The sequence below is a fragment of the Streptomyces sp. Ac-502 genome (assembly GCF_045222935.1).
Lineage (GTDB): Bacteria > Actinomycetota > Actinomycetes > Streptomycetales > Streptomycetaceae > Streptomyces > Streptomyces monomycini.
In genome coordinates this window covers 1515960-1537994 of the sequence record NZ_JBHFFO010000001.1, presented here as the reverse complement: position 1 = coordinate 1537994, position 22035 = coordinate 1515960, and the positions used below count along the sequence as shown (strand labels likewise).

Sequence of the window (22035 nt, the reverse complement as noted above, 5' to 3'; positions counted from 1 at the left end):
TCACTGGCACTTGGTGGACGCCACCGGACGCCGGAGTCATGGACATTCCGTCCGGCGGTGATCCGAGGGCTGAGCGGCGGGTGTTTCGCGAGCACATCCGGGTGGATGCGGCCGGGATGTCGCCGCCGGGCAGGCAACGACGTAATCGCGCAGCATCTGCGGGGCAGCTTCTGTTCGGTGCGGCGGTGGTGCCGGGTGCGTTTGGAGCACGTGCGGCGGTGGGCGGCGAGTGGAGGAACTTGACGCCCCCTGGCGAAGTTGGCCGACCGGTTGGAGAGGGGGCGGGATGATCTGCCGCGGCTGGTGATCTCGCGGGAGAACGTCCGTGGTGGTGTCGCCGGATGCGTACCGTGCTTCCTGCGGTCGCCCGACTGTGATGATGGTCAGGTGAAAGAGCAACCAGCCGCACCGGCGCCCGTCATTCTCGGCATTGACGTCCTGCGACCGCTACCGTGGGCCACGCGGATCGCCCGCACCAGCCATGAAGGTATCCGGCTCTTGCAAGAGCACCGCGACAGCTTCATCGACGAACTCTGGCTGGACCACGATCTCGGCGGCGACGACAGCATCATGCCCGTGGTGACGCTCATGGAAGAAGCTGCCTTCGACGGGCAGCCTTTCCGCATCGGAACGGTCTTCGTGCACAGCGCCAACCCCATCGGCTCGGAAACCGTCGTCCGGTCGCTCACACGCTGGAACTACCAAGTCCGGCGGGCAACGGCTTAGGGAGTCCGACACGGGGTTGAGACGTCAGCGTCCGACACGAGCGGCGACATCCTGGAGATCGAGCTGCGTGACCGGATCGTGTCCGTCGACGGTGCCCGCCACCAACTCGGCTTGATCCCGGACGAAGCCGCCGCTGCGGACGAACTCACCGCGATCCTCCACGGAGGTGCCGACCGCGTGGCTACCGAGATGGTGGCCGTCCAGGCCGCAGCCGGTAGTCCGGCGCCCTCGTGAATCCGAGGGCGCCGGGCACACATCCATCAGCGTGCTCCCAGCTCGGCCACCCCTTGAGGGGATCTACATCCATCATGGCTCCGCTGTACTGCGATGTTCATCAGCCCGGAGATGACGGAGGCGGCCCCGAGAAACGCGGCGGCCCCGCCGGGCGCCCCACAGTCGGCCCGGCGGGGCCCGATGGCCTTCTCAGATCCGGTCGGCGGCGATCAGCAGGTACTGGAAGCTGCCGTTGCGGTACGCGGTCAGAAAGGTTTCCTCAATGCCGGTGACCAGGTGGTCGGCCTGGGCGCGCAGTTCCCAGTACGGGAGGGCGGCCTCGGTGAGGTCCTCGACGTGTACGGGGACCAGGCGGTGGCGGGACATCGCGCGGAAGTACGCCGATCGCGGGTGGATGTCGCAGATGTAGTGGGCGTTGATGAGGGACACCTCGCGGGAGGCGCGTCCGTAGGCGTCGTTGTAGCAGCCGGTGATCACCACGTAGCGTCCGCCGCGCCGCAGCAGCCGGGCGTGCTCGGCGAACAGCAGGTCCAGCTCGACGTACATGGTCGACTCGTTGTTCCAGGACGCGGCGTACGCGCCGGTGGGGAAGCCGGTGTCGAGCATGTTGCGGTGGTGGTAGCGGACCTTGTCGTCGATGCCGCGCTTGCGGGCCTGCTCGTTGGCGAAGTCGGCCTGCTTGGCGGAGATGGTGGCCCCGTCGCTGTGGCAGCCGTGGCGCAGGTGCGCGACCACGCTGCCGCCGCCGCGTCCGCACCCGGCGTCGAAGACGCGGTCGCCGGGTGTCAGGGCGCCGAGGTGGGAGGCGAGGAGTTCCGCCTGGGCGTGTTCGAGGCGGTGCAGTTCGCCGGTGAGGCGTTCGCGGCGCCGGACGGGGTCCGGTTCGTCCAGTACGGACCGGTCGGCTTCTCCGATGCCGTAGTGGTGGTGGTACAGGTCGTCGATCTTGCCGAGCTCCAGGTTGACCGGGTTCTCCTCGGCGTTCCAGTAGTCCGCGACGCGGGCCTGGTACGTGGACTGGGTCGGCATGAGCGGGCGAGCGGCCGGGGCGTGCGCAGTGGTCAACGGTGACTCCTTGCCGTGGTGCGCTGGATCGGTCTACCAGTAGTTGGGCAGGTGGTAGCGGTCGCTGTTGGTGGCGTGCCATTCGTGGTTGCCGGCCACCCAGTCGGACAGGCTCCGGGTGTAGCGCTCCACGAGGGGGAGGTCGCGGCCAGCTCGGCCGCCTCCGTCTCGTACGTCTCCATGATCTGGTTGTGGATGTCGACGCTTCTGAGGTAGGCGGCCTTCAGACCGCGCCGGTCGTTGGCGGCCACCACCTGGGGCAGGTTCAGGTGGTCCGGGTCGCTCGCCAGCTCCTTGGTGAAGGAGTACAGGTCGTTGACGACGGTGGTGGCGTTGCAGGCCAGGGCGGTGATCCGCTGGATCTCCGGACGGGCGTACACGGCCTCGGGCAGCTCGTAGCCGTCCACGGCGTCGACGATCGACAGGCAGGGGCGGAAGTTGTTGAACTGCCGCATGACCAGGTACTCCCAGACACGCGGCATGTGCCGTGCCTCCGCCCAGGACGCCTCGGCGAGGTAGCCGAGGTGCAGCCGGGCCATGTCGTGGACGAACCGGTCGGTCTGGCTGGGGGTCGCCAGGGCCGCGTAGTCCTTCAAGGCCCAGTAGTACGAGCGCAGGGGACCGTCGGCCTGCACTCCCTCGCGCCACTCCGCCTCCGTCTCCGGGGTGCCGTGGAACGGGTCCAGGGCCGACTGGGCGATGATCAGCCGGCCGCCCAGGCCGCGGCGCGCGCCGCCCTTGCCCTCGTCCTCCTCGCAGTAGCAGGTGTCGACGATGTTCTCGGCCAGCAGCAGTTTGCCCGCGGCGGTGAGGCGTTCGAGGTCGGCCGCGCGGGGATGTTGCAGGGCGACGGCCCGGCCGAACTGGAAGCCGGTGAAGTCGCCGGTCCACTGCGCGGGGAACAGGTCCAGCCCGCGGGCCCAGTCCTCCAGCCTGCGGTCGATCTCCGCGGCCTTCTCCGGGTCGGCCGGGGCGGCGGGCTGGTACCTCAGCCCGGGGACGGCGCCGCCGCGCCGGGTCGGCCGGGTGCGGGCGAGGCTCGGCGGGCCGGGCATCCCGAACGCGGCGCTGGTGGTCGTACTGGATGTGCTCATGGTCCGTACTCCACTGGTCGGTCGGCGGTCCGGCCGAGCTGGACGTTCTCCAGGACACCGGCCGCGTCCGGCACGAGGACGGCCAGCGAGTAGTAGGCGGTGACGAGGTAGTTGATGACGGCGGCCTGGTCGATGCCCATGAAGCGGACGTTCAGGCCGGGCTGGTGCTCCTCGGGGAGACCGGTCTGGTAGAGGCCGACGACGCCCTGGTCGGCCTCGCCGGTCCGCAGCGCGATGATGCTGCTGGTGTGTGACTCGCTGACGGGGATCTTGCCGCACGGAAAGATCGGGACTCCGCGCCAGGCCGGGACCTGGTGCCCGTCGACGTCCGCCGAGCCCGGTATCAGGCCGCGCTTGTTGCACTGCCGGAAGAAGGCGGCGATCGCCTTCGGGTGGGCCAGGAACAACCGCGTCTTACGGCGCATGGACAGCAGCTCGTCCATGTCGTCGGGGGTGGGCGGGCCGGTGTGGGTACTGATGCGCTGCCCGTAGTCGATGTTGTGCAGCAGTCCGAACTCCCGGTTGTTCACCAGTTCCCACTCCTGGCGCTCGCGGATCTCCTCCACCGTGAGCCGGAGTTGCTGCTGTGTCTGGTCCATCGGTTCGTTGTAGAGATCGGCGACCCGGGAGTGCACGCGCAGCACGCTCTGGGTCAGTGAGAGTTCGTACTCCCGCGGGGTGAGGTCGTAGTCGACGTATCCGCCGAGCAGTGACGGTTCGCCGACGTGTCCCGCCCGCACCGGTACGTCCGCCTCGCCCCGGCGGTTCATCGGCCGCCGCTGCCGTTCCGCGTACGCGGTCAGATGCGCGGCCAGGGAGGGCGCGCGGTCGGTGAACTCCCGGAGCGCGTCCCAGGGCAGCGCCAGCAGGACGCCCGCGGTGTCCGCCCGGACCGACGTCGGCCACCGCGGGTCGGGGCGGCCGATCGCCTCGTCCCCGATCTGGTCGCCGTCCGTGACGACACCGACGACCTCCTGCTCGCCGTACTTGCCGGGCGCGTAGCGGGTGAACCGCCCGTGGACGACGAGGTACGCCTCGGAGACGGGCTGCCCCGCCTCGAAGAGGACCTGACCGGCCCGGACCTCCCGCACCCGGAAGCGGCCGGCGATCTCCTTGAGCACCTCGGTGTCGGGGTAACCGCGCAGGGCGGGCAGCTCGGTGAGGGTCCGCGGGATCACCTTGATGTCGTCCGCGCCGTTGTGCTCGAACTGGACGCGGCCACGGCCGGTACGGAGCTGCAGGCGCCGGTTGACCCGGTAGGTACCACCCTTGACGTCCACCCACGGCAGCATTTTCAGCAGCCATCGGGAGGTGATGGCCTGCATCTGGGGCCGGGTCTTGGTGGTGGTCGCCAGTTGGCGTGCGGCCTGGGTGCTGAGGCTGGTGAGCGCGCTGTCCGCGGACGGGTCGGGAGCGTTCTCTTCGGCTGCGGAACCGGGGACACGGTCGGGGACGCGGTCCGGTACGGGCACATTTCCTCCGGGGGTGAACAGGAGTGAGGGGAACGGCCGTTGGTGAACAAGGAGGGCCGTGTGCGGCAATAAGCGAAACAGGTGGAAGTGTGCCGCCGGTACGGCGTGAAAGGGGGCGCCCTTGCGTCCGCGAGGCATAAACATCTGATGGTGGGATAAAGGGGCGCGTGGCGCTGGTGTGCGCCCCCGTCGGAGGGCTGGGAGCGACTGGCGGGCTCGCACTGGTCAGCGGCCCCGGGTCTGAGATCCGGGGCCGCGTACGGCGGTTGTCGCGGCCGTGGGTCAGTACTGGTGGCTCGGGAAGTCGAGGTATCCGGTGTCGCCGCCCGTGTACCACGTCTCCGGGTCGGCCTCGCGCAGCGGCAGCCCGGCACGGAAGCGTTCGACCAGGTCGGGGTTGGCGATGTAGGGACGGCCGTAACTGATCAGATCCGCACCGAGGCCGAGCCAGTGTTCACCGCTCTCCCGGTCGCCCGGCCGCGGGCCGATCTGCCCGCCCGGGTTGAGGATGAACGCGCTCGGCCACGCCTTGCGCAACGCGACGAGCAGCTCTTCCTCCGCCGTGGCCAGTATGTGCACGTAAGCGAGGCCGAGCGGAGCCAGGGCGTCGAACAGGGCGCCGTACAGCCCGGGAACGTCCTCCTCGGCCATGTCCCAGACGGTGCCGCCGGGGAGAGCCGGATGCCGACGCGGTCGGCGCCGATGGCGTCGGCGGCGGCCTCCGCGGCCTCGACGGCGAAACGGATACGGCCGGCGACGGAACCGCCGTAGGCGTCGGTGCGCAGGTTCGCGTTCGAGGAGAGGAACTGCTGGATGAGGTAGCCGTTGGCCCCGTGCAGTTCGACGCCGTCGAAGCCGGCGTCGACCGCCCGCCGCGCGGCGTCCGCGAAGACTCGGACCTCGCCCCGGACTTCGGCCGTCGACAACGCGCGGGGTACGGGGGCAGGCCGCCGCCCCTTGGGGCCGGTGAACAGCTCGGACTTCAGGGCGACCGCGGACGGCGCCACAGGGTGGTACCCGACGACATCCGGATGCCCGACCCGGCCGCCGTGCATGAGCTGGGCGAAGATCCGGCCGCCGCTGGCGTGCACCGCTTGGGTCACCGGTCGCCAGGCGGCGACCTGCGCGTCGTTGTGCAGACCGGGCGTGTACGGGTTGGACTGGCCCTGCGCGCTCGGCTGTACACCTTCGCTGACGATCAGTCCGGCGGTCGCCCGCTGGGCGTAGTAGGCCGCCGCCGTACGGTTCGGTATGCCGTCGGCGGCGGCTCGGGCCCGCGTCATCGGGGCCATCACCAGACGGTTGGGCAGTCGGAGGCCGCCGAGCGGGAAACTGTCGAAGAAGCTGGTCACAGGGGTGTCCTTTGCTTTCGCAGTGAGTGGGGTGGGGCGTGCGTTCGCTACGCTAAAAGCTGACGTCGACGTCAGAGGCAAGCTGTGTGAGCCGGAACACTCAGGGGGCACGATGCGGATCGGTGAACTCGCCACCAGGGCGGGCGTGAGCGTGCGGGCTCTGCGCTATTACGAGGAGCAGGGACTGCTCACCTCGGAGCGCAGCGCCAGCGGCCAGCGGCTCTATCCGGAGGCTGCGGTCTTCCGCGTACGGACGATCCAGGAGCTCTACGCCGCGGGGCTGTCCAGCAAGTCGATCCGGACGATGCTGCCGTGCGTCGACAACGGTCAGGTCACCCCGGAGCTGCTCGCCTGGTTCTCGGCCGAGCGGGAGAAGCTCGACCGGCGGATCGGAGACCTGGTGGGCACCCGGGACCGGCTCGACGCGGTCATCGCCGCCTCCACCGAGTCGTGGCAGACCGGTGTTCCCTGCCGCTCCGGGTGAGCGCGCGGAGTGGGCTCGGCACCGGGGAGCGGAGTGCGGGCGGGCGTGTGGCGGGGGCGCGGCAACGACGGCCGGCGACGAGATCGCGAGCACTGCGCACGGACGACGGCCGGCGCACGGACGACGGCCGGCGCACGGACGACGGCCGGCGCACGGACGACGGCCGGCGCGGGGGAGTGAGGACGCGCGGGACGGCCGGACTCCCGACGCGCCGCCTCAGTCCTCCCGCTGCCGCACAGCCTCGTACGGCAGCAGGTCAGGACGCTTCGGCGCGCGGCCGTCCCCGCTGGACCGGCCGGTCAGGCGCCGGCCGATCCACGGCACGAGGTGCTGCCGCGCGAAGCGCACGTCCGCGGCGCGCCGGGCCGCCCACCCCGGTGGGACGAAGGCGGGCAACGGCGCGTCCCAGTCGGACTCGGCGGGCAGACCGAGCGCCTGCCAGACGGCCTCGGCCACCCGCTCGTGCCCGGCCTTGTTCAGGTGGAGCCGGTCCTCGGCCCACATCCGGGGGTCGGCCAGCGCGCGGGAGGAGAAGAGGTCCACCACGATCGCGTCGTGCTGCGCGGCCAGCGCGTCGATGTGCGCGAAGAGCTGTTCCATACGGGGCCGGAACCGCTCCAGGACCGGCCCCTGCCGGCCGGGGCTGCGCATCAGGACGAGCTGGCCGCAGTCCTTGGCCAGCCGTCCCGCGGCCTCCTCCAGGAGGGCGCAGACCCGGTCCACGTCGCACTGGGGCCGCAGTACGTCGTTCAGCCCGCCCACCAGCGTGACCAGGTCCGCGCCGGTCGCGGCCGCCGGATTGGTCTGCTCGTCGAGGATCTGCCCGATCAGCTTGCCGCGCACCGCGAGGTTGGCGTAGCGGAAGCCGGGGGTGCGGGCCGCGAGCCGGGCGGCCAGCAGATCCGCCCAGCCCCGGTACGAGCCGTCCGGCAGGGTGTCGGACATGCCCTCGGTGAAGCTGTCGCCCACCGCGACGAAACTGGTGTAGGTGGCATTGATCTCCATGGCGGAGGAATCCTACCTGCGGGACGCGCCCCCGGCCGGAGCGGCCTTCTCGGGCTGCTGCTGGAGCACCAGCTCGCGCAGCACGTCCTCCATCGTGACCAGGCCCGCCAGCCGGCCGTCGGTGCCGATGACCGCCGCCAGATGCGTACGGGAGGCACGCATCGCCGACAGGACATCGTCGAGCGGCGTGCCGGCCCGTACCCGGGCGATCGGCCGCAGCGCGGACAGCGGGAACGGCAGATCCCGCGGCGAGGCGTCCAGCGCGTCCTTGACGTGCAGATATCCCAGGATGCGCCGGGTGCTGTCGACGACCGGGAAGCGCGAGAAACCGGACGTCGCGGTCAGCTCCTCCACCCCTTCCGGCGTGATGCCCAGCCGGGCCGTGACGACCTTCTCCACGGGTACGACCACGTCGGCGACCGGGCGGCGGCCCAGCTCCAGGGCGTCCCGCAGGCGCTCCTTCGCCCGGTCGTCCAGCAGCCCGGCGGCCTGCGAGTCCTCGACCATCTTCGCGAGCTGGTCGTCCGAGAACGTCGCGGCCACCTCGTCCTTCGCCTCCACCCGCAGCAGCCGCAGCAGCGCGTTGGCGAGCGTGTTGATCGCGAAGATCACCGGCCGCAGCGCGCGGGTCAGCGCGACCAGCGGCGGCCCCAGCAGCAGCGCGGTACGCACCGGCTCGGCCAGCGCGACGTTCTTCGGCACCATCTCGCCGAAGAGCATGTGCAGATACGTCGCCACGGCCAGCGCAAGGACGAAGGAGACCGGGTGGACCAGGGCGTCCGGCATGCCGACCGCGTCGAAGACCGGCTCCAGGAGGTGGGCGATGGCGGGCTCGGCGACAGCGCCGAGCACCAGGGTGCACAGGGTGATGCCCAGCTGCGCGGCCGCCATCACGCCGGAGACGTGCTGAAGCCCCCACAGGACCCGGCCCGCACGGCGGTCGCCGTCCTCGGCGTACGGCTCGATCTGGCTGCGGCGCACCGAGATCATCGCGAACTCGGCGCCCACGAAGAACGCGTTGACGACCAGCGTGAGCAGGCCGATGAACAACTGGAGCGCGGTCATCGGGTCTCCTCCCCGGTCTCGTCGTCGCTGTCCGGCAGCGGCGCGTGCAGCAGTACCAGCGCCGCGCGGTGGCCGGAGGCGTCCAGGACGTCCATCCGCCAGCCCGCGGCCTCCAGGCGGTCCCCGGCGGCCGGGATCCGGCCCAGCTCGGTGGCGATCAGGCCGGCCAGGGTCTCGTACGGGCCCTCCGGCAGCTTCAGGCCGATCTGTTCGAGCTGGTCGGTGCGGACCGCGCCGTCCGCCTCGTAGCGGGCGCGGCCGTCCGCGTCCTCGCCCGCCGGGGCCAGGTCCGGCGTCTCCATCGGGTCGTGCTCGTCGCGTACCTCGCCGACGACCTCCTCGACGATGTCCTCCAGCGTGACGACGCCCGCCGTACCGCCGTACTCGTCGATGACCACGGCCATCGTCTGCCGGCCGGACAGCCGGTCCAGGAGCCGGTCGACGGTCAGCGTCTCCGGTACGAGCAGCGGCTCGCGCAGCAGCTCGGCGACCGGGTGGCGCAGACGCCGCTCGGCGGGGACGGCCAGGACGTCCTTGATGTGCGCGACGCCCACCACGGTGTCCAGGCTGCCGCGGTAGACGGGGAAGCGGGACAGGCCGGTGGCGCGCGTCGCGACGGCCACGTCCTCCGCCGTGGACTGCACGTCCAGGGCGGTGACCTGCACGCGCGGCGTCATCACGTTCTCCGCGGTCAGGTCGGCCAGGGCGAGGGTGCGGACGAACAGCTCGGCGGTGTCCGGCTCCAGGGCGCCCTCCTTGGCGGAGTGCCTGGCCAGCGCGACCAGCTCCTGCGGGCCGCGGGCGGAGGCCAGCTCCTCGGCGGGCTCCATGCCCATCCGGCGGATCATCCGGTTCGCGGTGTTGTTCAGATGCCCGATGAGCGGCTTGAAAGCGGCGCTGAAGCCGCGCTGTGCGGTGGCGACCCGGCGGGCGACGGGCAGCGGACTGGAGATGGCCCAGTTCTTGGGGACCAGCTCGCCGATGACCATCAGGACGACCGTGGAGACGGCCGTACCGAGGACCAGGGCCACGGAGTCACCGGCGGCGGGCGGCAGGCCGAGGGCGTCGAGCGGGCCGGCCAGCAGGACGGCGATCGACGGTTTGGCGAGCATGCCGATGACCAGGCCGGTCACGGTGATGCCGAGCTGGGCGCCGGACAACTGGAACGTCAGGCCGCGGACGGCCGTGAGCGCGCTGTCCGCGCCCCGTTCGCCGCGCTCCGCGGCACGTTCGAGGTCGCTGCGCTCGACGGTCGTCAGCGAGAACTCGGCCGCGACGAAGACGCCGCAGGCCAGGGTCAGGAGCAGGGCCACGGCCAGGAGGAGCAGCTCGGTCATCGGGTCACCTCCGTCCCATGATCGAACAGGACCGGGAGGTTCGCGCCTCGGACGCGGACGGAACGACAACTGGGAGGCTCGCCCATGGCTGGACGCTCACTCCTTTCATCGGGAGACGTAAGAAGCATCCATGGTAAAGGATGAGCAAAACAGGTGGTGATTCGTCGGGTGACGGGTGCGGGGGAGCGGCGGGCCGGGCCGGTCAGGCCCGTACCAGCGGTTTCACCCAGCGCCGCCAGTGGTCCTCGCGTCGGTAGCCGGCGGCCGCCCACGCTCGCTGGGCCCGCTCGTTCGATTCCAGGACCATGGCGTCCCCACGCCGGCCCCGCACGGCCAGGAAGCGCCGCTCGGCCGCTTCGAGCAGCGCCGTCGCCACCCCTGGCGGCGGTACGAGGGCAGCACCGCGAGCCGGTACAGCGAACACCGCCAGCCGTCGTACCCGGCGATGACGGAGCCCACCAGGGCCCCGCCGGACTCCGCGAGGATCAGGGCCTGCGGGTCCCGGCCGATCAGCCGGGTCACCCCGTCCACGTCGTCCGTGATGGAGGTGCCCTCCGCGGCCGCGCGCCAGAAGGCGAGCACGGCCTCCGCGTCGTCCGGTTCGGCCGTCCGTATCTGTAGATCGATCATGTGCGTGAGCCAAGCACGGAACGGCGGGGCGCCGCCATCGGCTTTCGGAGTCCGAGACGGCGTGCCCGTACGGACCGGAGGCCGCGCGCCCCGGTCCGTACGGCGGGCCGCAGCCCGACCGGCCGCGCTAACCGCCCTTCAGTTCCTCGATGACCGGCGCGAACGCCTCCATGGAGGGGCTCAGCACGGTGATGTACGAGAAGCCGTAGCGCTCACGGTGCTCGTGGAGCTGTTCGGCCATCTGCGCGACTGTGCCGAACAGGAAGGTCGGGATGTCCAGGGCCTGTTCCTCGTCCACACCGAGGCCGTGCGCGGCGAGCTCGCGTGCGGGGGCGCGTCGGTCGTCGGTGACCATGACCCGCTGTACCAGGATGTTCAGTTCGGCCGGCGCCGGGCGGTCCACGGCGGCCTGGTGGTAGACGGTGAGCGTGACGTCGAGTTCGTCGGGCGTCAGGAGTGCGAGGGTGCCCTCCGGTTTGCCGGGCGCGGCCCGGCTGCCGGTGAAGGCCGCGATGTCGGCGTGCCGGGCGGCGAGGCGCAGCATGCGCGGGCCGTTGCCGCCGATCAGCAGAGGCGGCCGGGGCCGCTGGGCCGTCTTCGGCGCGTGCTCCGGGTCGCCGAGGAGCCGGTCCAACTCCTCCACCGTACGGGCGAGATGGTCCACCCGTTCGCCAGGGGTGCCCCAGGGCAGGCCCGCCTTGTCGTGCTCGGCGCGTACGTAGCCGGTGCCCAGGCCCAGTTCGAGCCTGCCGTCGGTGAGCAGGTCGGTGGTGGCCACCTCGCGGGCGAGCAGGGTCGGGTTCCAGAAGCCAGCGTTGAGGACGAAGGTGCCCAGCCGCGGGCGCTCGGTCGCCTCGGCGGCGGCGACCAGCGCGGGAAACGGCGCGGGCCGGCTCAGGTGGTCCGGTACGAGCAGCACGTCGTACCCCAGGGCCTCGGCCCGGCGGCACTTCTGCCACCAGGCGGACCCGGTTTCGATGGTGAGCATGTTGACGCCGAAGCGGAACGGGCGTGGCATGGGCCCCCTCGGGATGCGGGATGCGGGTCGGAGCCGGTCGGCGGCGGGCGCGCCGGTCACTCATGGGCTATGGCGGCCAGTACGTCGAGCCGGGACGCGCGCAGCGCGGGCAGCAGGGCCGCCAGCAGCCCGACCAGGACCGAGCCGACCACCACCGCGGCCACCGTGGCCCACGGCACCGCCAGCGACGGCAGGCCCTCCAGCGCCAGCACCCGCTGCGTGGCGACGCCCCAGACCAGTCCGAGGCCGAGCCCGAGTGCCGCGCCGAACAGGGCGATCACCACCGATTCCAGCCGGATCATCCGGCGCAGTTGCTTGCGCGACAGGCCGACGGCGCGCAGCAGCCCGATCTCACGGGTGCGCTCCACGACCGCCAGCGCCAGCGTGTTGACGACGCCCAGCACCGCGATGACGACGGCCAGCCCCAGCAGCCCGTAGAGCAGATTGAGCAGTCCCTGGATCTGACCACTGACCAGTTCTTTGTAGTCGGCCCGGTCGTGCACCTGGACCTGCGGGAACGGCTTGAGCGCCGACTCCAGGGCGGCCCGCAGCCGCGCCGGGTCGGTGCCGTCCGCGGCGTTCACGTACAGCACGGAGTTCTGCCCGCCCGGCGCGTACTTCTCCAGCGTGCTCATCCCCATGAAGACACCGCCCCGGGTGCCGGGCCCGGAACCGGCGTTCTCGGTCAGCGCGCCGACGGTGAAACGGGCGGGCTTCCCCGACGGCAGTACCGCGTCCAGCCGGCTGCCCACCCGCAGGCCGTGTTCCCGCGCGAACTCCGCCTGGATACCGACCTGCCCGGGCGTCAGCGCCGCCGCGGTGTTGCCCGCCGCGTACGTCACCTTCGCCACGGCGTCGAAGTCCCGGTCGAAGGCCCCGGCCACCGTCGTGACCGTCCGGCCGCCCGGCAGCAGCAGCTTCAGGGGGACGATCCGCTGGCGTACGACCGTGCCGGCCCCCGGGGCGGCGCGCACCCGGTCGGTGATCTCGTCGGAGAACGGCGCGAACGACGGGTTCTGCACGACGAAATCGGCGCCCAGCGTCCGGTCGATCTGCCGGTCGACCGAAGCGGCCGCCGACGCCCCGGCGACCGACAGCCCGGTCACCAGCGCCAGCCCCACCATCAGGGCCGCCGCCGTCGCCCCCGTACGGCGGGGATTGCGCAGCGCGTTGCGGCGGCTCATCCGCCCCACCGCGCCGAACACCGGCTCCAGGCCCCGCCCGAACAGGCGGATCACCGGGCGCACCAGCAGCGGCCCCGCGATCACCCCGGCCACCAGCGTCAGCAGGACCCCGAGCGCCAGCAGCGACCCGGCGACCGCCGTACGGTCACTCAGCGCGCACCCCGCCAGCGCGGCCGTGCCCACCGCACCCACCAGCGATCCGGCGGCGGCGCGCAGGCGCAACGGCCGTCCGGCGCCGGGCAGTTCCAGGTCGGCGAGGGCGGCCATCGGGGAGATCCGGCCCGCCCGCAGCGCCGGGAGCAGCGCGGCGACGAAGGTCACGCCCACCCCGACGGCGTACGCGGCGACCACCGTCGGCCAGCTCAGCACCAGGTCGGCGGCGTTCAGCCGCAGCCCGAACCAGCCCATCGCGATGACCAGCAGCACCGCGAGACCGACGCCCGCCGCCAGCCCGGCCGTGGCACCGAAGACGCCCAGCAGCAACGCCTCCAGCAGCACCGAACGGCGCACCTGGCGGCGGTCGGCGCCGAGCGCCCGCAGCAGGCCCAGCTCCCGGGTGCGCTGCGCGATCAGCATCGAGAAGGTGTTGACGATCAGGAAGACGCCGACCAGTACGGCGACCCCCGCGAAGCCCACCATCATGTACTTCAGCACGCTCAGGACATCACCCAGCTGATCGGCCTGCGTCTTCCGCTGCTCGGCCCGCGTCCGGATGTCGTACGCGGCGGCGTCGGCCCCCAGCGCGGCGCCGATCCGGCGTTCGAGCACGCTGTCCGGTACGCCGGGCGCGGCGTCCACGGACACCCCGGTCGCCTGGTCGGTGCGGCCCAGCAGGCCGCGCTGGGCCGCCCGGGTCTCCAGGAAGACCAGGGAGGAGCCCGGGTTGGTGGTGGTGAAGGCGGCGATGCCGACGATCCGTACGGGGAAAGTGCCCGGCGGGGCGATGACGTGCAGCGTGTCACCGATCCGCAGACCTGCCCGGTCCGCGGTGTCCCGGTCGACCATCGCTTCGCCCGGACCGCGCGGCGGGCGGCCCTCGGTCACCCGTACCGGGCTGTGTTCGCCCGGGGCCCAGTTGGCGGCGATGGACGGCGCGTTCCGGGCCGGCCCCACCGGCCTGTTGCGGGCGTCGGTGACGGTGACCCGCTCCACCTGTACGTCGAGCTGCGCGTCCGCCACCCCCGCACCCCGGCGACCCGGTTCCGCAGGGCGGCCGGCACGGTCGGGGTGGCGGCCGCGCCGATGCCGCCCGGCGCGTCGAAGTCCTGCCGCGGCGCGATCTGGACGTCCGAGGCGGTCGAGGCGAAGAGGCGGTCGAAGGTGGCGCCCGTGGTGTCCGAGAAGATCAGACTGCCCACCACGAACGCCACCGAGAGCACCACGGCCAGGGCGGAGAGCAGCAGCCGGCCCTGGTGCGCGAAGAAGCTCCGGAGCGTGGCCCGTAACACGGCGGGTCAGCCGTTCGGAAGCGGGCCGGGGTCGGGGGCCGGACCCGGGGTGGAACCGGGGGTGGTTCCGGAGTGCGGCCGGGGCCGGTGGGTGAGGGCGGTTTCGGGCCCGCCGCGAAGACCTGCATCCGGGCCAGTACCGACTCCGCGGTGGGCCGCGTCATCTCGTCCACGATCCGGCCGTCCGCCAGGTAGAGCGCCAGGTCGGCGTGGGCCGCCGCGTTCGGGTCGTGGGTGACCATCACGACCGTCTGCCCGAGGCCGTCCACCGCCTCCCGCAGGGTCTGGAGCACCTCCAGACCCGAGCGGGAGTCCAGGTTGCCGGTCGGCTCGTCCGCGAAGATCAGCGCGGGGCGGGCGGCCAGCGCCCGGGCGCACGCCACTCGCTGCTGCTGCCCGCCGGAGAGCTGGGAGGGCCGGTGCCGCAGGCGGTCACCGAGCCGGAGCGTGCTGATCACCTCGCGCAGCCACTCCCGGTCCGGCTTGCGGCCCGCGATGTCCATGGGCAGGGTGATGTTCTCCTCGGCCGTCAGGGTGGGCAGCAGGTTGAACGACTGGAAGACGAAGCCGACCTGGTCCCTGCGCAGCCGGGTCAACTGCCGGTCGTCCAGGCCGGTGATCTCCCGGCCGCCCAGCCACACCCGGCCCCCGGACACCGTGTCCAGCCCCGCCAGGCAGTGCATCAGGGTGGACTTCCCCGAACCGGAGGGCCCCATCACCGCCGTGAACCGCCCCCGCCCGATCGACACGTCGACGCCGTCCAGCGCCACGACCTGGGCCTCGCCCGTCCCGTACGTCTTGACCAGCGCCACCGCCCGCGCGGCCGCCTCGCCGCCTGCCGCGGCGCTCTCCGCCGTACCCGGGACCGGTGTGGACACCTCAGCCTCCCGACGTCGGCCCCGTGCCTTACGGGGCGGCAACTCCCGCGTGGCCCACGACAGTAGGACAGCTTCCGTCGTCCTGGCATCCCCCTGAGGGCTCGCTTCCGGGCGCCGGTGCCCGGAAGCGGGGCCGGCGGACGGTCCCGGTGGGCAGCGGACGGCCCGGTGGTCAGGGGACGGGCGGGCCGGCCGGTGCCGGACGGTGGAACTTCACCTCCGGGTTGTCCTTCGTGGGGCCCTGGAGGAGGCGTTGCGGCAGGTGCCGCAGGTGCTGGTCGAAGAACGCCGCCACGTAGGTACGGGTGAGGGCGACCGAGCGCTGGCCGGACAGTGGGGGCTGCGGGGCCGGGGATGCTGTTGTGCCTGTGGTGTCCGTGACGTCTGTGGTGGGCGGGGTGAGGGCATCGACGATGACGGGGGCGTCGCTGAAGGTGAAATGGTCGGCACCGGCCACGGTCAACCAGCGCTTCCACCCGTCCAGACGGCTCCAGGCCAGGTCCCAGGTCCGGTCCCGGCCGCCCGGCCGGTGCACCTCGTTGTCGGTACCGAGCATCAGGAAGGGGCGGGAGCCGAGACCGCCGGCGGGTACGGGGTCCTGGAACGCCCCGTCCATGTTGACGCCGGCCCGTATGCGGCTGTCGCGCGCCATGGCGGAGCCGGCGCTCGCGCCGCCGAGCGAGTGTCCGGCCATGCCGATGTGCTGCTCGTCGATCAGGTGGGAGTAGCGCCAGGCGGACTGGTGTCCGATGAGCCGGTCCAGCACGAACGAGACGTCCTGGCCCCGGCCGACGGTCGCGCGCCGGGGGCCGTCCTCCGTGCCGTTCACCTGCTCACAGGCGGCGCAGGTCAGGATCCGGCCGCCGGGGAAGGCCGTGCCGGTGCTCTCGTAGGCGTGGTCGACCGTCGCGACGACGTAGCCCCGGGAGGCCAGGTCCTCCGCGAGGCTGGTGAGGGAGTAGCGGGGCGCGGAGAAGCCGGGCGAGACGATGAGCAGCGGGTACGTGCCGGACGCGGGGCGGGCGTCCGTGCGGCTGTGCACGGCCGTGGTGCTCAAGGCTTCGGGAGTCACCCTGTTTTCCCAGCCCTGGGCCTTGATCAGGTGCCGGCTCTCCTCGACGGTGGCGTACCGCGCGGACGTGCCCGTGCCGCGGTGCGCCGGGTAGTAGAGGCCGACCATCAGCTCGCGAGACGTCGCCGTGGGGACCCAGGGGTCGCGGCGGCTGTGGTCGGCGAGCGGCAGGGTGGACCGGCCGACCGCGTACGGCCCGGTGGGGGCGGGCAGGCGCAGCCGCGCGGTGGTCTTCGGGTCCGTGGTGCCCTGGCGGTCCGTGGTGTCCTGGTGGTCCGTGGCCGACGAGGACGCGGCCCGGGACCTGTCCGCTGCCGCGGCGAGCGGCTGGGGGAGCAGGGGAAGACCGAGTGACAGGGACAGGGCGGCGACTCCGGCCGCCCGGAATAGTCTGATCATGTGCCAGACGCTAGAGCCGGGCACCAGCGCGGCGCGTCAGCCTCAAGTCTGGTCGTCAGCCACCGTCATCATCCTGTCGGACCTCCCCGGCCCGTCGTGCCACGCCCAGCACCGTCCACGGCAGGGCGGGGCCGGGGCCCAGGATGCGGTTGCGGCGGCAGGTGCTGATGGTGAAGCCGGCGGTGCGCAGTTCGGCCAGCGGGTCGCGGGCCAGGTGGCAGTTGCCCATCAGCAGGGGCCACACCGTACGGTCCAGCGCGCGCTGCACGGTGGCGGGGCCGTGGCGCAGGGAGCGTCCGTGTTCGAAGAAGCGCAGTTCGCCGCCCGGCCGCAGCACCCGCCGCAGTTCCGACAGGGAGCGCTGGACGTCCCGTACCGAGCAGAGCACCAGCGACACCACCGCCGCGTCGAAAGCTTCGCTCTTGACCGGCAGGGCTTCCGCGGTAGCCGGGACGACGTCCACCGGAATGCCGGCCCGGGCCGCCTCGGTCAGGGCCCGTTGCCGCAGGGTGCGTTCGGGTTCGACGGCCACGACCTCCGCGACCGTACGGGGGTAGTGGGCGAAGTTCGCGCCCGTACCGGCACCGATCTCGATCACCCGGCCCGAGAGTCCGGCCAGCAGGTCGTGCCGCAGAGCCGTGAGCCCGGTGCGGTGGTCCGCGATCCGCACGTACCACCGGGCGAAGACCGGATGGTGCACGACTCCTCGTTCGACCCTCGTGCGCTGTGACATGGCCGGATCCCTTCGCCGTACGACGTTCGCCGGTTCGAGTGTCCGCCGTGCCGCGCCGGGACACCACTGTCAAAGCGCGGCGGTACCGCCCAGGGCGGGGGCCAGCCAGCCCGGAGCCTGCGCGCGGAATTCCTCCGACGGCAGACTCCCGGCGCCCTCCGGCACGCGCCCCAGCAGCGGAGCGCCGGCCGCCTGGGGAAAGTCGCCGAGGTTGCAGCGGGCGGCGAGACCGGGGGCCGCGGGCCAGCTGCCCACCACCACTCCGGGGAGTCGATCCCGTAGGTGCGCAGGGCCAGTGCGGTGAGCGCCACCGCGTTGAGCGCTCCCAGGCCCGCCTGGGCCACCACCAGTACGGGCGCTCCGGCCAGGCGCGCCGCGTCGGCGAGGGTCGCGCCCTGCTCGTCGAACCGTACGAGCAGGCCGCCCGCGCCCTCGACCAGGACCAGGTCGTGCGAGGCCGCCAGTTTGTCCGCCTTCTCCGCGATCTCCTCGGGCCGTACGGGCGGCAGGCCGGCGCGGCGCGCGGCGGTCTCGGGCGCCAGCGGCTCGGGATAGCGGGCCAGTTCGGCGGTGGTGACCCGGGGGCCCGCGAGGCGGACGACTTCCGCCGCGTCGCCCGGTTCGTCGGCGGTGACTCCGGTCTGCGCGGGTTTGAGCACCGCGACGGACCGGCCCTGGGCGAGCGCCGTCGCGGCGAGGGCGGCCGTGGTCACGGTCTTGCCGATCTCTGTGCAGGTTCCGGTCACGAACAGCACCGACACGTCGGGTTCTCCTGTCGTCGAGCAGGGTGTCGCCCCGGGGGCTCCGCGTACGGAGCCCCCGGGGCCTGATGGATACGGGGCCGAGCCGGGCCTTCTCAGCCTTCGCGCGCCACCGCGCGCATCGCGGCGCAGACGCGCGCCACGTCCTCGTCCCCGGTGATGTACGGCGGCATCGCGTACACCAGGTCGCGGAACGGGCGCAGCCACACGCCCTCCCGCGCGGCGCGCGCGTGGCGGCCGTCATGTCCACCTGGTGATCGAGCTGGAGGACACCGATGGCGCCCAGGACCCGTACGTCCCGTACGCCCTCGTCGGCGGCGGCGCCGGCGAGGCCGTCCCGCAGACCGGTCTCGATCCGCTTGACCTCTCGTGCCCAGTCCTGGGACAGCAGCAGGTCCAGCGAGGCGTTGGCGACCGCGGCGGCCAGCGGATTGCCCATGAAGGTCGGCCCGTGCGCGAGCACCGGTACCTCGCCCCGGGAGATCCCGTCCGCCACGGCGGGCGTGCACAAGGTCGCCGCCATGGTCAGATAGCCGCCGGTCAGGGCCTTGCCGACACACATCACGTCCGGTGTGACGCCCGCGTGCCCGGCGGCGAACAGCGATCCCGTACGGCCGAAGCCGGTGGCGATCTCGTCGAAGACCAGCAGCACGTCGTGCTCGTCGCACGCCTCGCGGAGCACCCGCAGGTAGCCGGGGAGTGGAAGACCATGCCGCCCGCCCCCTGGACCACCGGCTCCACGACGACCGCCGCCAGTTCGCCGGCGTGCCGCGCGACCAGCTCGCGCAGGTGCGCCGCGTACGCGGGGTCCGGCGGGGCGTCGAACCCCGGAGGCGGCGCGTCCGCGAACAGCTGCCGGGGCAGCGCGCCCTGCCAGAGGTCGTGCATCCCGCCGTCCGGGTCGCACACCGACATCGGCTGCCAGGTGTCGCCGTGGTAGCCGCCGCGCCAGGTCATCAGCCGCTGTTTGCGCGGCTTTCCGACCGAGCGCCAGTACTGGAGGCACATCTTCACGGCGACCTCGACCGACACCGAGCCGGAGTCGGCGAGGAAGACGTGTTCCAGTCCGTCCGGGGTGATCTCCGCCAGCCGGGCGGCGAGCCGGACGGCGGGCTCGTGGGTGAGCCCGCCGAACATCACATGGCTCATCCGGTCCACCTGGCCGCGGACGGCCTCGTTGAGCACCGGGTGGTTGTACCCATGCACTGCCGACCACCAGGACGACATTCCGTCGACCAATTCGGTCCGACCTTCGACCGGTTCGGTCATCCGCAGTCGTACGCCGGATGCCGACGCGACGACCAGCGGAGCGTCCCGTCCGGGCATCGGGCCGTACGGATGCCAGACGTGCTGCCGGTCGAGGGCCAGCAGTTCGGGGACGGAGAGCTGCGCGGCCTCAGGCATTCGGCGGCAGCTCCGTACCGGCGCCGCGACGGCGTACGGAGACCAGGTCCGTACGGGCCTCACCGGCCGGGGCGGCGGCAGCGGCGACCGGGGCTACTTCGACCCGTGCCCCTTCGGTCCGTGCCTCTTCGACCGGTGCCGGGGCAGTCCCGGCGTCCGCCCCGGCCCGCACGGCCGGTTCCGCCGCAGCGTCCCCGTCCCCGCACGGCCCGCAGCCGCCCCCTCCGTGACCACCGCAGCCACCGCCCGCGAGCGCGTCCGCGCGGTGCTCCGGCAGGGTGGAGGTGTTCGTCCCCTCCACCTCGAAGCCCGCGTCGGCGATCATCGCCAGGTCGTCCTTGCCCGCCTGGCCCTCGCTGGTCAGGTAGTCGCCGAGGAAGATGGAGTTGGCCAGGTGCAGCGCCAGCGGCTGCATCGACCGCAGATGCACCTCACGTCCGCCGGCCAGCCGTACCTCCACGTCCGGGCAGATGAAGCGGACCATCGCGAGGATGCGCAGCGCGCGCTGGGGCGTGAGGTTCCACTCCTTGGCCAGCGGGGTGCCCTCGAAGGGGATCAGGAAGTTCACCGGTACCGAGTCGGGGTCCAGCGCGCGCAGCGCGAAGACCACGTCGACCAGGTCCGCGTCGCTCTCGCCCATGCCCGCGATCAGGCCCGAGCAGGCGGACAGGCCCGCCGCCTGCGCCTGTTGGACCGTTTCGACCCGGTCGGCGTAGGTGTGGGTGGTGGTGATGTCCCCGTAGGTGGCCTCGGAGGTGTTGAGGTTGTGGTTGTAGGCGTCCGCGCCCGCCGCCCGCAGCCGATCCGCCTGGCCGTCCGAGAGCAGGCCCAGGCACGCGCACACCTCGACGCCCTCGTTCTGCTCCTTGATGGCGGCGATGGTCTGCGACACCCGGTCCACGTCCCGGTCCGTCGGGCCGCGGCCGCTGGCCACGATGCAGACCCGCTTGGCGCCGCCGGCCACCCCGGCCGCGGCCGCCTCGGACGCCTGTTCCGGCTTGAGCCAGGTGTACTTGAGAATCTCGGCCTTGGAGCCGAGCCGCTGGGAACAGTACGAGCAGTCCTCGGGGCACAGCCCCGACTTCAGGTTGACCAGATAGTTCAGCTTCACCCGCCGCCCGAACCACCGGCGGCGTACCTTTCCGGCCGCGGCCACCACGTCGAGCAGGTCGTCGTCGGACGTCGCCAGTACGGCGAGCGCCTCTTCGCGGGTCGGCAGTTCGCGCCGCAGCCCCTTGTCCACCAGCGTTGTGAGCAGATCCATGGCGACGATCCTGGCGTACGCCCACGGCCCGCGACCATGGAGGAACCCAACAAGGGCGCGGATTCGGGGTGTGTGCATGGCCACACCGTAGGACGGTGTAACGACCGCTAACGTCTATAGACAGCCCACAAACGCGAAGGAAGCTGATGCATCAGGACGACCCCGTGCCGCCCCTGTTCCGCGACGTGCCGGCGCCGCCTCACGACGGGCCCGCCGGGACGCCCGCACCGGGCCGCGGCACCGGGCCCGGTGCCGACGCGCGCACCGCCGCTTTCGGCTGGATCGATGCGGCCCGCGAACAGCGCCGCCGAGCGGGTCTCGTCCGTACGCTGCGGCCCCGGCCCGTCGAGTCGCCGCTGCTGGACCTGGCGAGCAACGACTACCTCGGCCTGGCCCGGCACCCCGAGGTCACCCGCGGCGCCGCGCAGGCCGCACACCGCTGGGGCGCAGGCGCCACCGGCTCCCGGCTGGTGTCCGGCAGTACCGAGCTGCACGCCTGCCTGGAGGCCGAACTCGCCGACTTCTGCGGCTTCGAGGCCGCCCTGGTGCTGTCCTCCGGCTATGCGGCCAACCTCGCCGCCGTCACCGCGCTCGGCGGCCCGGGCGCCCTGATCGTCTCCGACGCGGGCAACCACGCGTCGCTCATCGACGGCTGCCGGCTCGCCCGGGCCAGGACCGTCGTGGTCCCGCACGCCGAACCGGACGCGGTACGCAAGTCCCTGGACGGCCACGCCGGTCCGGCGCTCGCCGTCACCGACTCCGTCTTCTCCGTGGACGGTGACGCCGCGCCGCTGCGGTCCCTCGCCGACGCCTGCCGCGCGCACGGCGCGGCCCTGCTCGTCGACGACGCGCACGGCCTGGGCGTCCTCGGCGACGGAGGGCGGGGCGCGGTGCACGCGGCCGGGCTGGCCGGGGACCCGGACGTGGTCGCCACCGCCACCCTGTCGAAGTCGCTCGGCAGCCAGGGAGGCGTGGTCCTCGGCCCGGCCCGGGTGATCGAGCACCTGGTCAACACCGCACGGACGTTCATCTTCGACACCGGCCTCGCCCCCGCGGCGGCCGGCGGCGCCCGTACGGCGCTGCGCCTGCTGCGGCGCGAGCCGGAACGCGCCACCCAGGTCCGCGCGGTGGCGGCGGAACTGCATCAGCGGCTCAGCGCCGCGGGGCTGGCGGTCGTCCGCCCGGACGCCGCGGTGGTGTCCGTACGGGCGCCCTCGCCGGAACAGGCCGTCCGGTGGGCGGCGGACTGCCGGGACGCGGGCCTCGTGGTCGGCTGCTTCCGGCCGCCGTCCGTACCCGACGGCATCTCCCGGCTGCGCCTGACCGCCCGCGCCGACCTGTCTCCCCGGCAGGCGAGGGAAGCGGTGCGGACCGTCGTACGGACGGCGCCGGTCACCGGTTAGAACCGGT

14 protein-coding genes and 6 pseudogenes are annotated in these 22035 nt (G+C 72.6%); 3 read left to right on the top strand and 17 right to left on the bottom strand.

Going from position 1 to position 22035, the window contains the following annotated elements; translation table 11 throughout:
• Positions 1-258 precede the first annotated feature (258 nt).
• Positions 259-726, top strand: coding sequence for a cyclic-phosphate processing receiver domain-containing protein (locus tag ACEXOX_RS06950; RefSeq protein ID WP_406519561.1), 468 nt, complete (start codon positions 259-261; stop codon positions 724-726).
• 24 nt (positions 727-750) lie between these two features.
• Here ACEXOX_RS06950 and ACEXOX_RS06945 read toward each other — a convergent pair whose 3' ends face one another.
• From ACEXOX_RS06945 to ACEXOX_RS06925, 5 genes and pseudogenes are all read right to left on the bottom strand, one after another.
• Positions 751-888, bottom strand: a complete 138-nt coding sequence (locus ACEXOX_RS06945) for a hypothetical protein (protein ID WP_406519560.1) — start codon at positions 886-888, stop codon at positions 751-753.
• Between the two features lie 261 nt (positions 889-1149).
• The gene (locus ACEXOX_RS06940) at positions 1150-1989 is read right to left on the bottom strand and encodes a geranyl diphosphate 2-C-methyltransferase (RefSeq protein ID WP_406526252.1); all 840 of its coding nucleotides are present in this window, start codon (positions 1987-1989) and stop codon (positions 1150-1152) included.
• Between the two features lie 69 nt (positions 1990-2058).
• A pseudogene (locus ACEXOX_RS06935) lies at positions 2059-3119 on the bottom strand (family 2 encapsulin nanocompartment cargo protein terpene cyclase).
• Complete coding sequence (locus ACEXOX_RS06930) at positions 3116-4591, bottom strand: family 2B encapsulin nanocompartment shell protein (protein ID WP_406519559.1); 1476 nt, start codon at positions 4589-4591, stop codon at positions 3116-3118. Before ACEXOX_RS06930 ends, ACEXOX_RS06935 begins: the two are co-directional and overlap by 4 nt.
• Positions 4592-4873: 282 nt before the next feature.
• Positions 4874-5943, bottom strand: a pseudogene (locus ACEXOX_RS06925) (alkene reductase).
• Between the two features lie 112 nt (positions 5944-6055).
• Between ACEXOX_RS06925 and ACEXOX_RS06920 the strand changes: the two are divergent.
• The gene (locus ACEXOX_RS06920; RefSeq protein ID WP_406519558.1) at positions 6056-6427 is read left to right on the top strand and encodes a MerR family transcriptional regulator; all 372 of its coding nucleotides are present in this window, start codon (positions 6056-6058) and stop codon (positions 6425-6427) included.
• Between the two features lie 216 nt (positions 6428-6643).
• Here ACEXOX_RS06920 and ACEXOX_RS06915 read toward each other — a convergent pair whose 3' ends face one another.
• The 12 genes and pseudogenes from ACEXOX_RS06915 to bioB all read right to left on the bottom strand — a co-directional run bounded on the left by ACEXOX_RS06915 (position 6644) and on the right by bioB (position 20625).
• Positions 6644-7432: an SGNH/GDSL hydrolase family protein gene (locus tag ACEXOX_RS06915; protein ID WP_406519557.1), complete on the bottom strand. Its 789-nt coding sequence runs from the start codon at positions 7430-7432 to the stop codon at positions 6644-6646.
• A gap of 12 nt (positions 7433-7444) precedes the next feature.
• Positions 7445-8497 carry a hemolysin family protein gene (locus ACEXOX_RS06910; RefSeq protein ID WP_406519556.1) on the bottom strand — a complete coding sequence of 351 codons (1053 nt, stop codon included), beginning with the start codon at positions 8495-8497 and terminating at the stop codon, positions 7445-7447.
• Positions 8494-9834 (bottom strand): hemolysin family protein, encoded by a 1341-nt coding sequence (locus ACEXOX_RS06905; RefSeq protein WP_406519555.1) that lies wholly within the window; start codon positions 9832-9834, stop codon positions 8494-8496. The genes ACEXOX_RS06910 and ACEXOX_RS06905 overlap by 4 nt, the downstream gene beginning before the upstream one ends.
• A gap of 202 nt (positions 9835-10036) precedes the next feature.
• A pseudogene (locus ACEXOX_RS06900) lies at positions 10037-10464 on the bottom strand (GNAT family N-acetyltransferase).
• 127 nt (positions 10465-10591) lie between these two features.
• The gene (locus ACEXOX_RS06895) at positions 10592-11482 is read right to left on the bottom strand and encodes an LLM class F420-dependent oxidoreductase (RefSeq protein ID WP_406519554.1); all 891 of its coding nucleotides are present in this window, start codon (positions 11480-11482) and stop codon (positions 10592-10594) included.
• Positions 11483-11538: 56 nt separating this feature from the next.
• Positions 11539-14114 (bottom strand): annotated as a pseudogene (locus tag ACEXOX_RS06890) (ABC transporter permease).
• On the bottom strand, positions 14012-14992 hold the full coding sequence (locus ACEXOX_RS06885) for an ABC transporter ATP-binding protein (RefSeq protein WP_406519553.1): 981 nt from the start codon (positions 14990-14992) through the stop codon (positions 14012-14014). The pseudogene ACEXOX_RS06890 and the gene ACEXOX_RS06885 overlap by 103 nt, the downstream one beginning before the upstream one ends.
• Positions 14993-15164: 172 nt before the next feature.
• Entirely contained in the window at positions 15165-16463 is a 1299-nt protein-coding gene (locus ACEXOX_RS06880; RefSeq protein WP_406519552.1) for an alpha/beta hydrolase family protein, read from the bottom strand.
• 55 nt (positions 16464-16518) lie between these two features.
• Positions 16519-17196 carry a class I SAM-dependent methyltransferase gene (locus ACEXOX_RS06875; protein ID WP_406519551.1) on the bottom strand — a complete coding sequence of 226 codons (678 nt, stop codon included), beginning with the start codon at positions 17194-17196 and terminating at the stop codon, positions 16519-16521.
• 69 nt (positions 17197-17265) lie between these two features.
• A pseudogene (bioD, locus tag ACEXOX_RS06870) lies at positions 17266-17957 on the bottom strand (dethiobiotin synthase).
• 95 nt (positions 17958-18052) lie between these two features.
• Positions 18053-19361: pseudogene (locus ACEXOX_RS06865) on the bottom strand (adenosylmethionine--8-amino-7-oxononanoate transaminase).
• The gene (gene bioB, locus ACEXOX_RS06860) at positions 19354-20625 is read right to left on the bottom strand and encodes a biotin synthase BioB (RefSeq protein ID WP_406519550.1); all 1272 of its coding nucleotides are present in this window, start codon (positions 20623-20625) and stop codon (positions 19354-19356) included. Before bioB ends, ACEXOX_RS06865 begins: the two are co-directional and overlap by 8 nt.
• 146 nt (positions 20626-20771) lie before the next feature.
• Here bioB and ACEXOX_RS06855 point away from each other — a divergent pair, with 146 nt between their 5' ends.
• Positions 20772-22028: an 8-amino-7-oxononanoate synthase gene (locus ACEXOX_RS06855; protein ID WP_406519549.1), complete on the top strand. Its 1257-nt coding sequence runs from the start codon at positions 20772-20774 to the stop codon at positions 22026-22028.
• Positions 22029-22035: the final 7 nt, after the last annotated feature.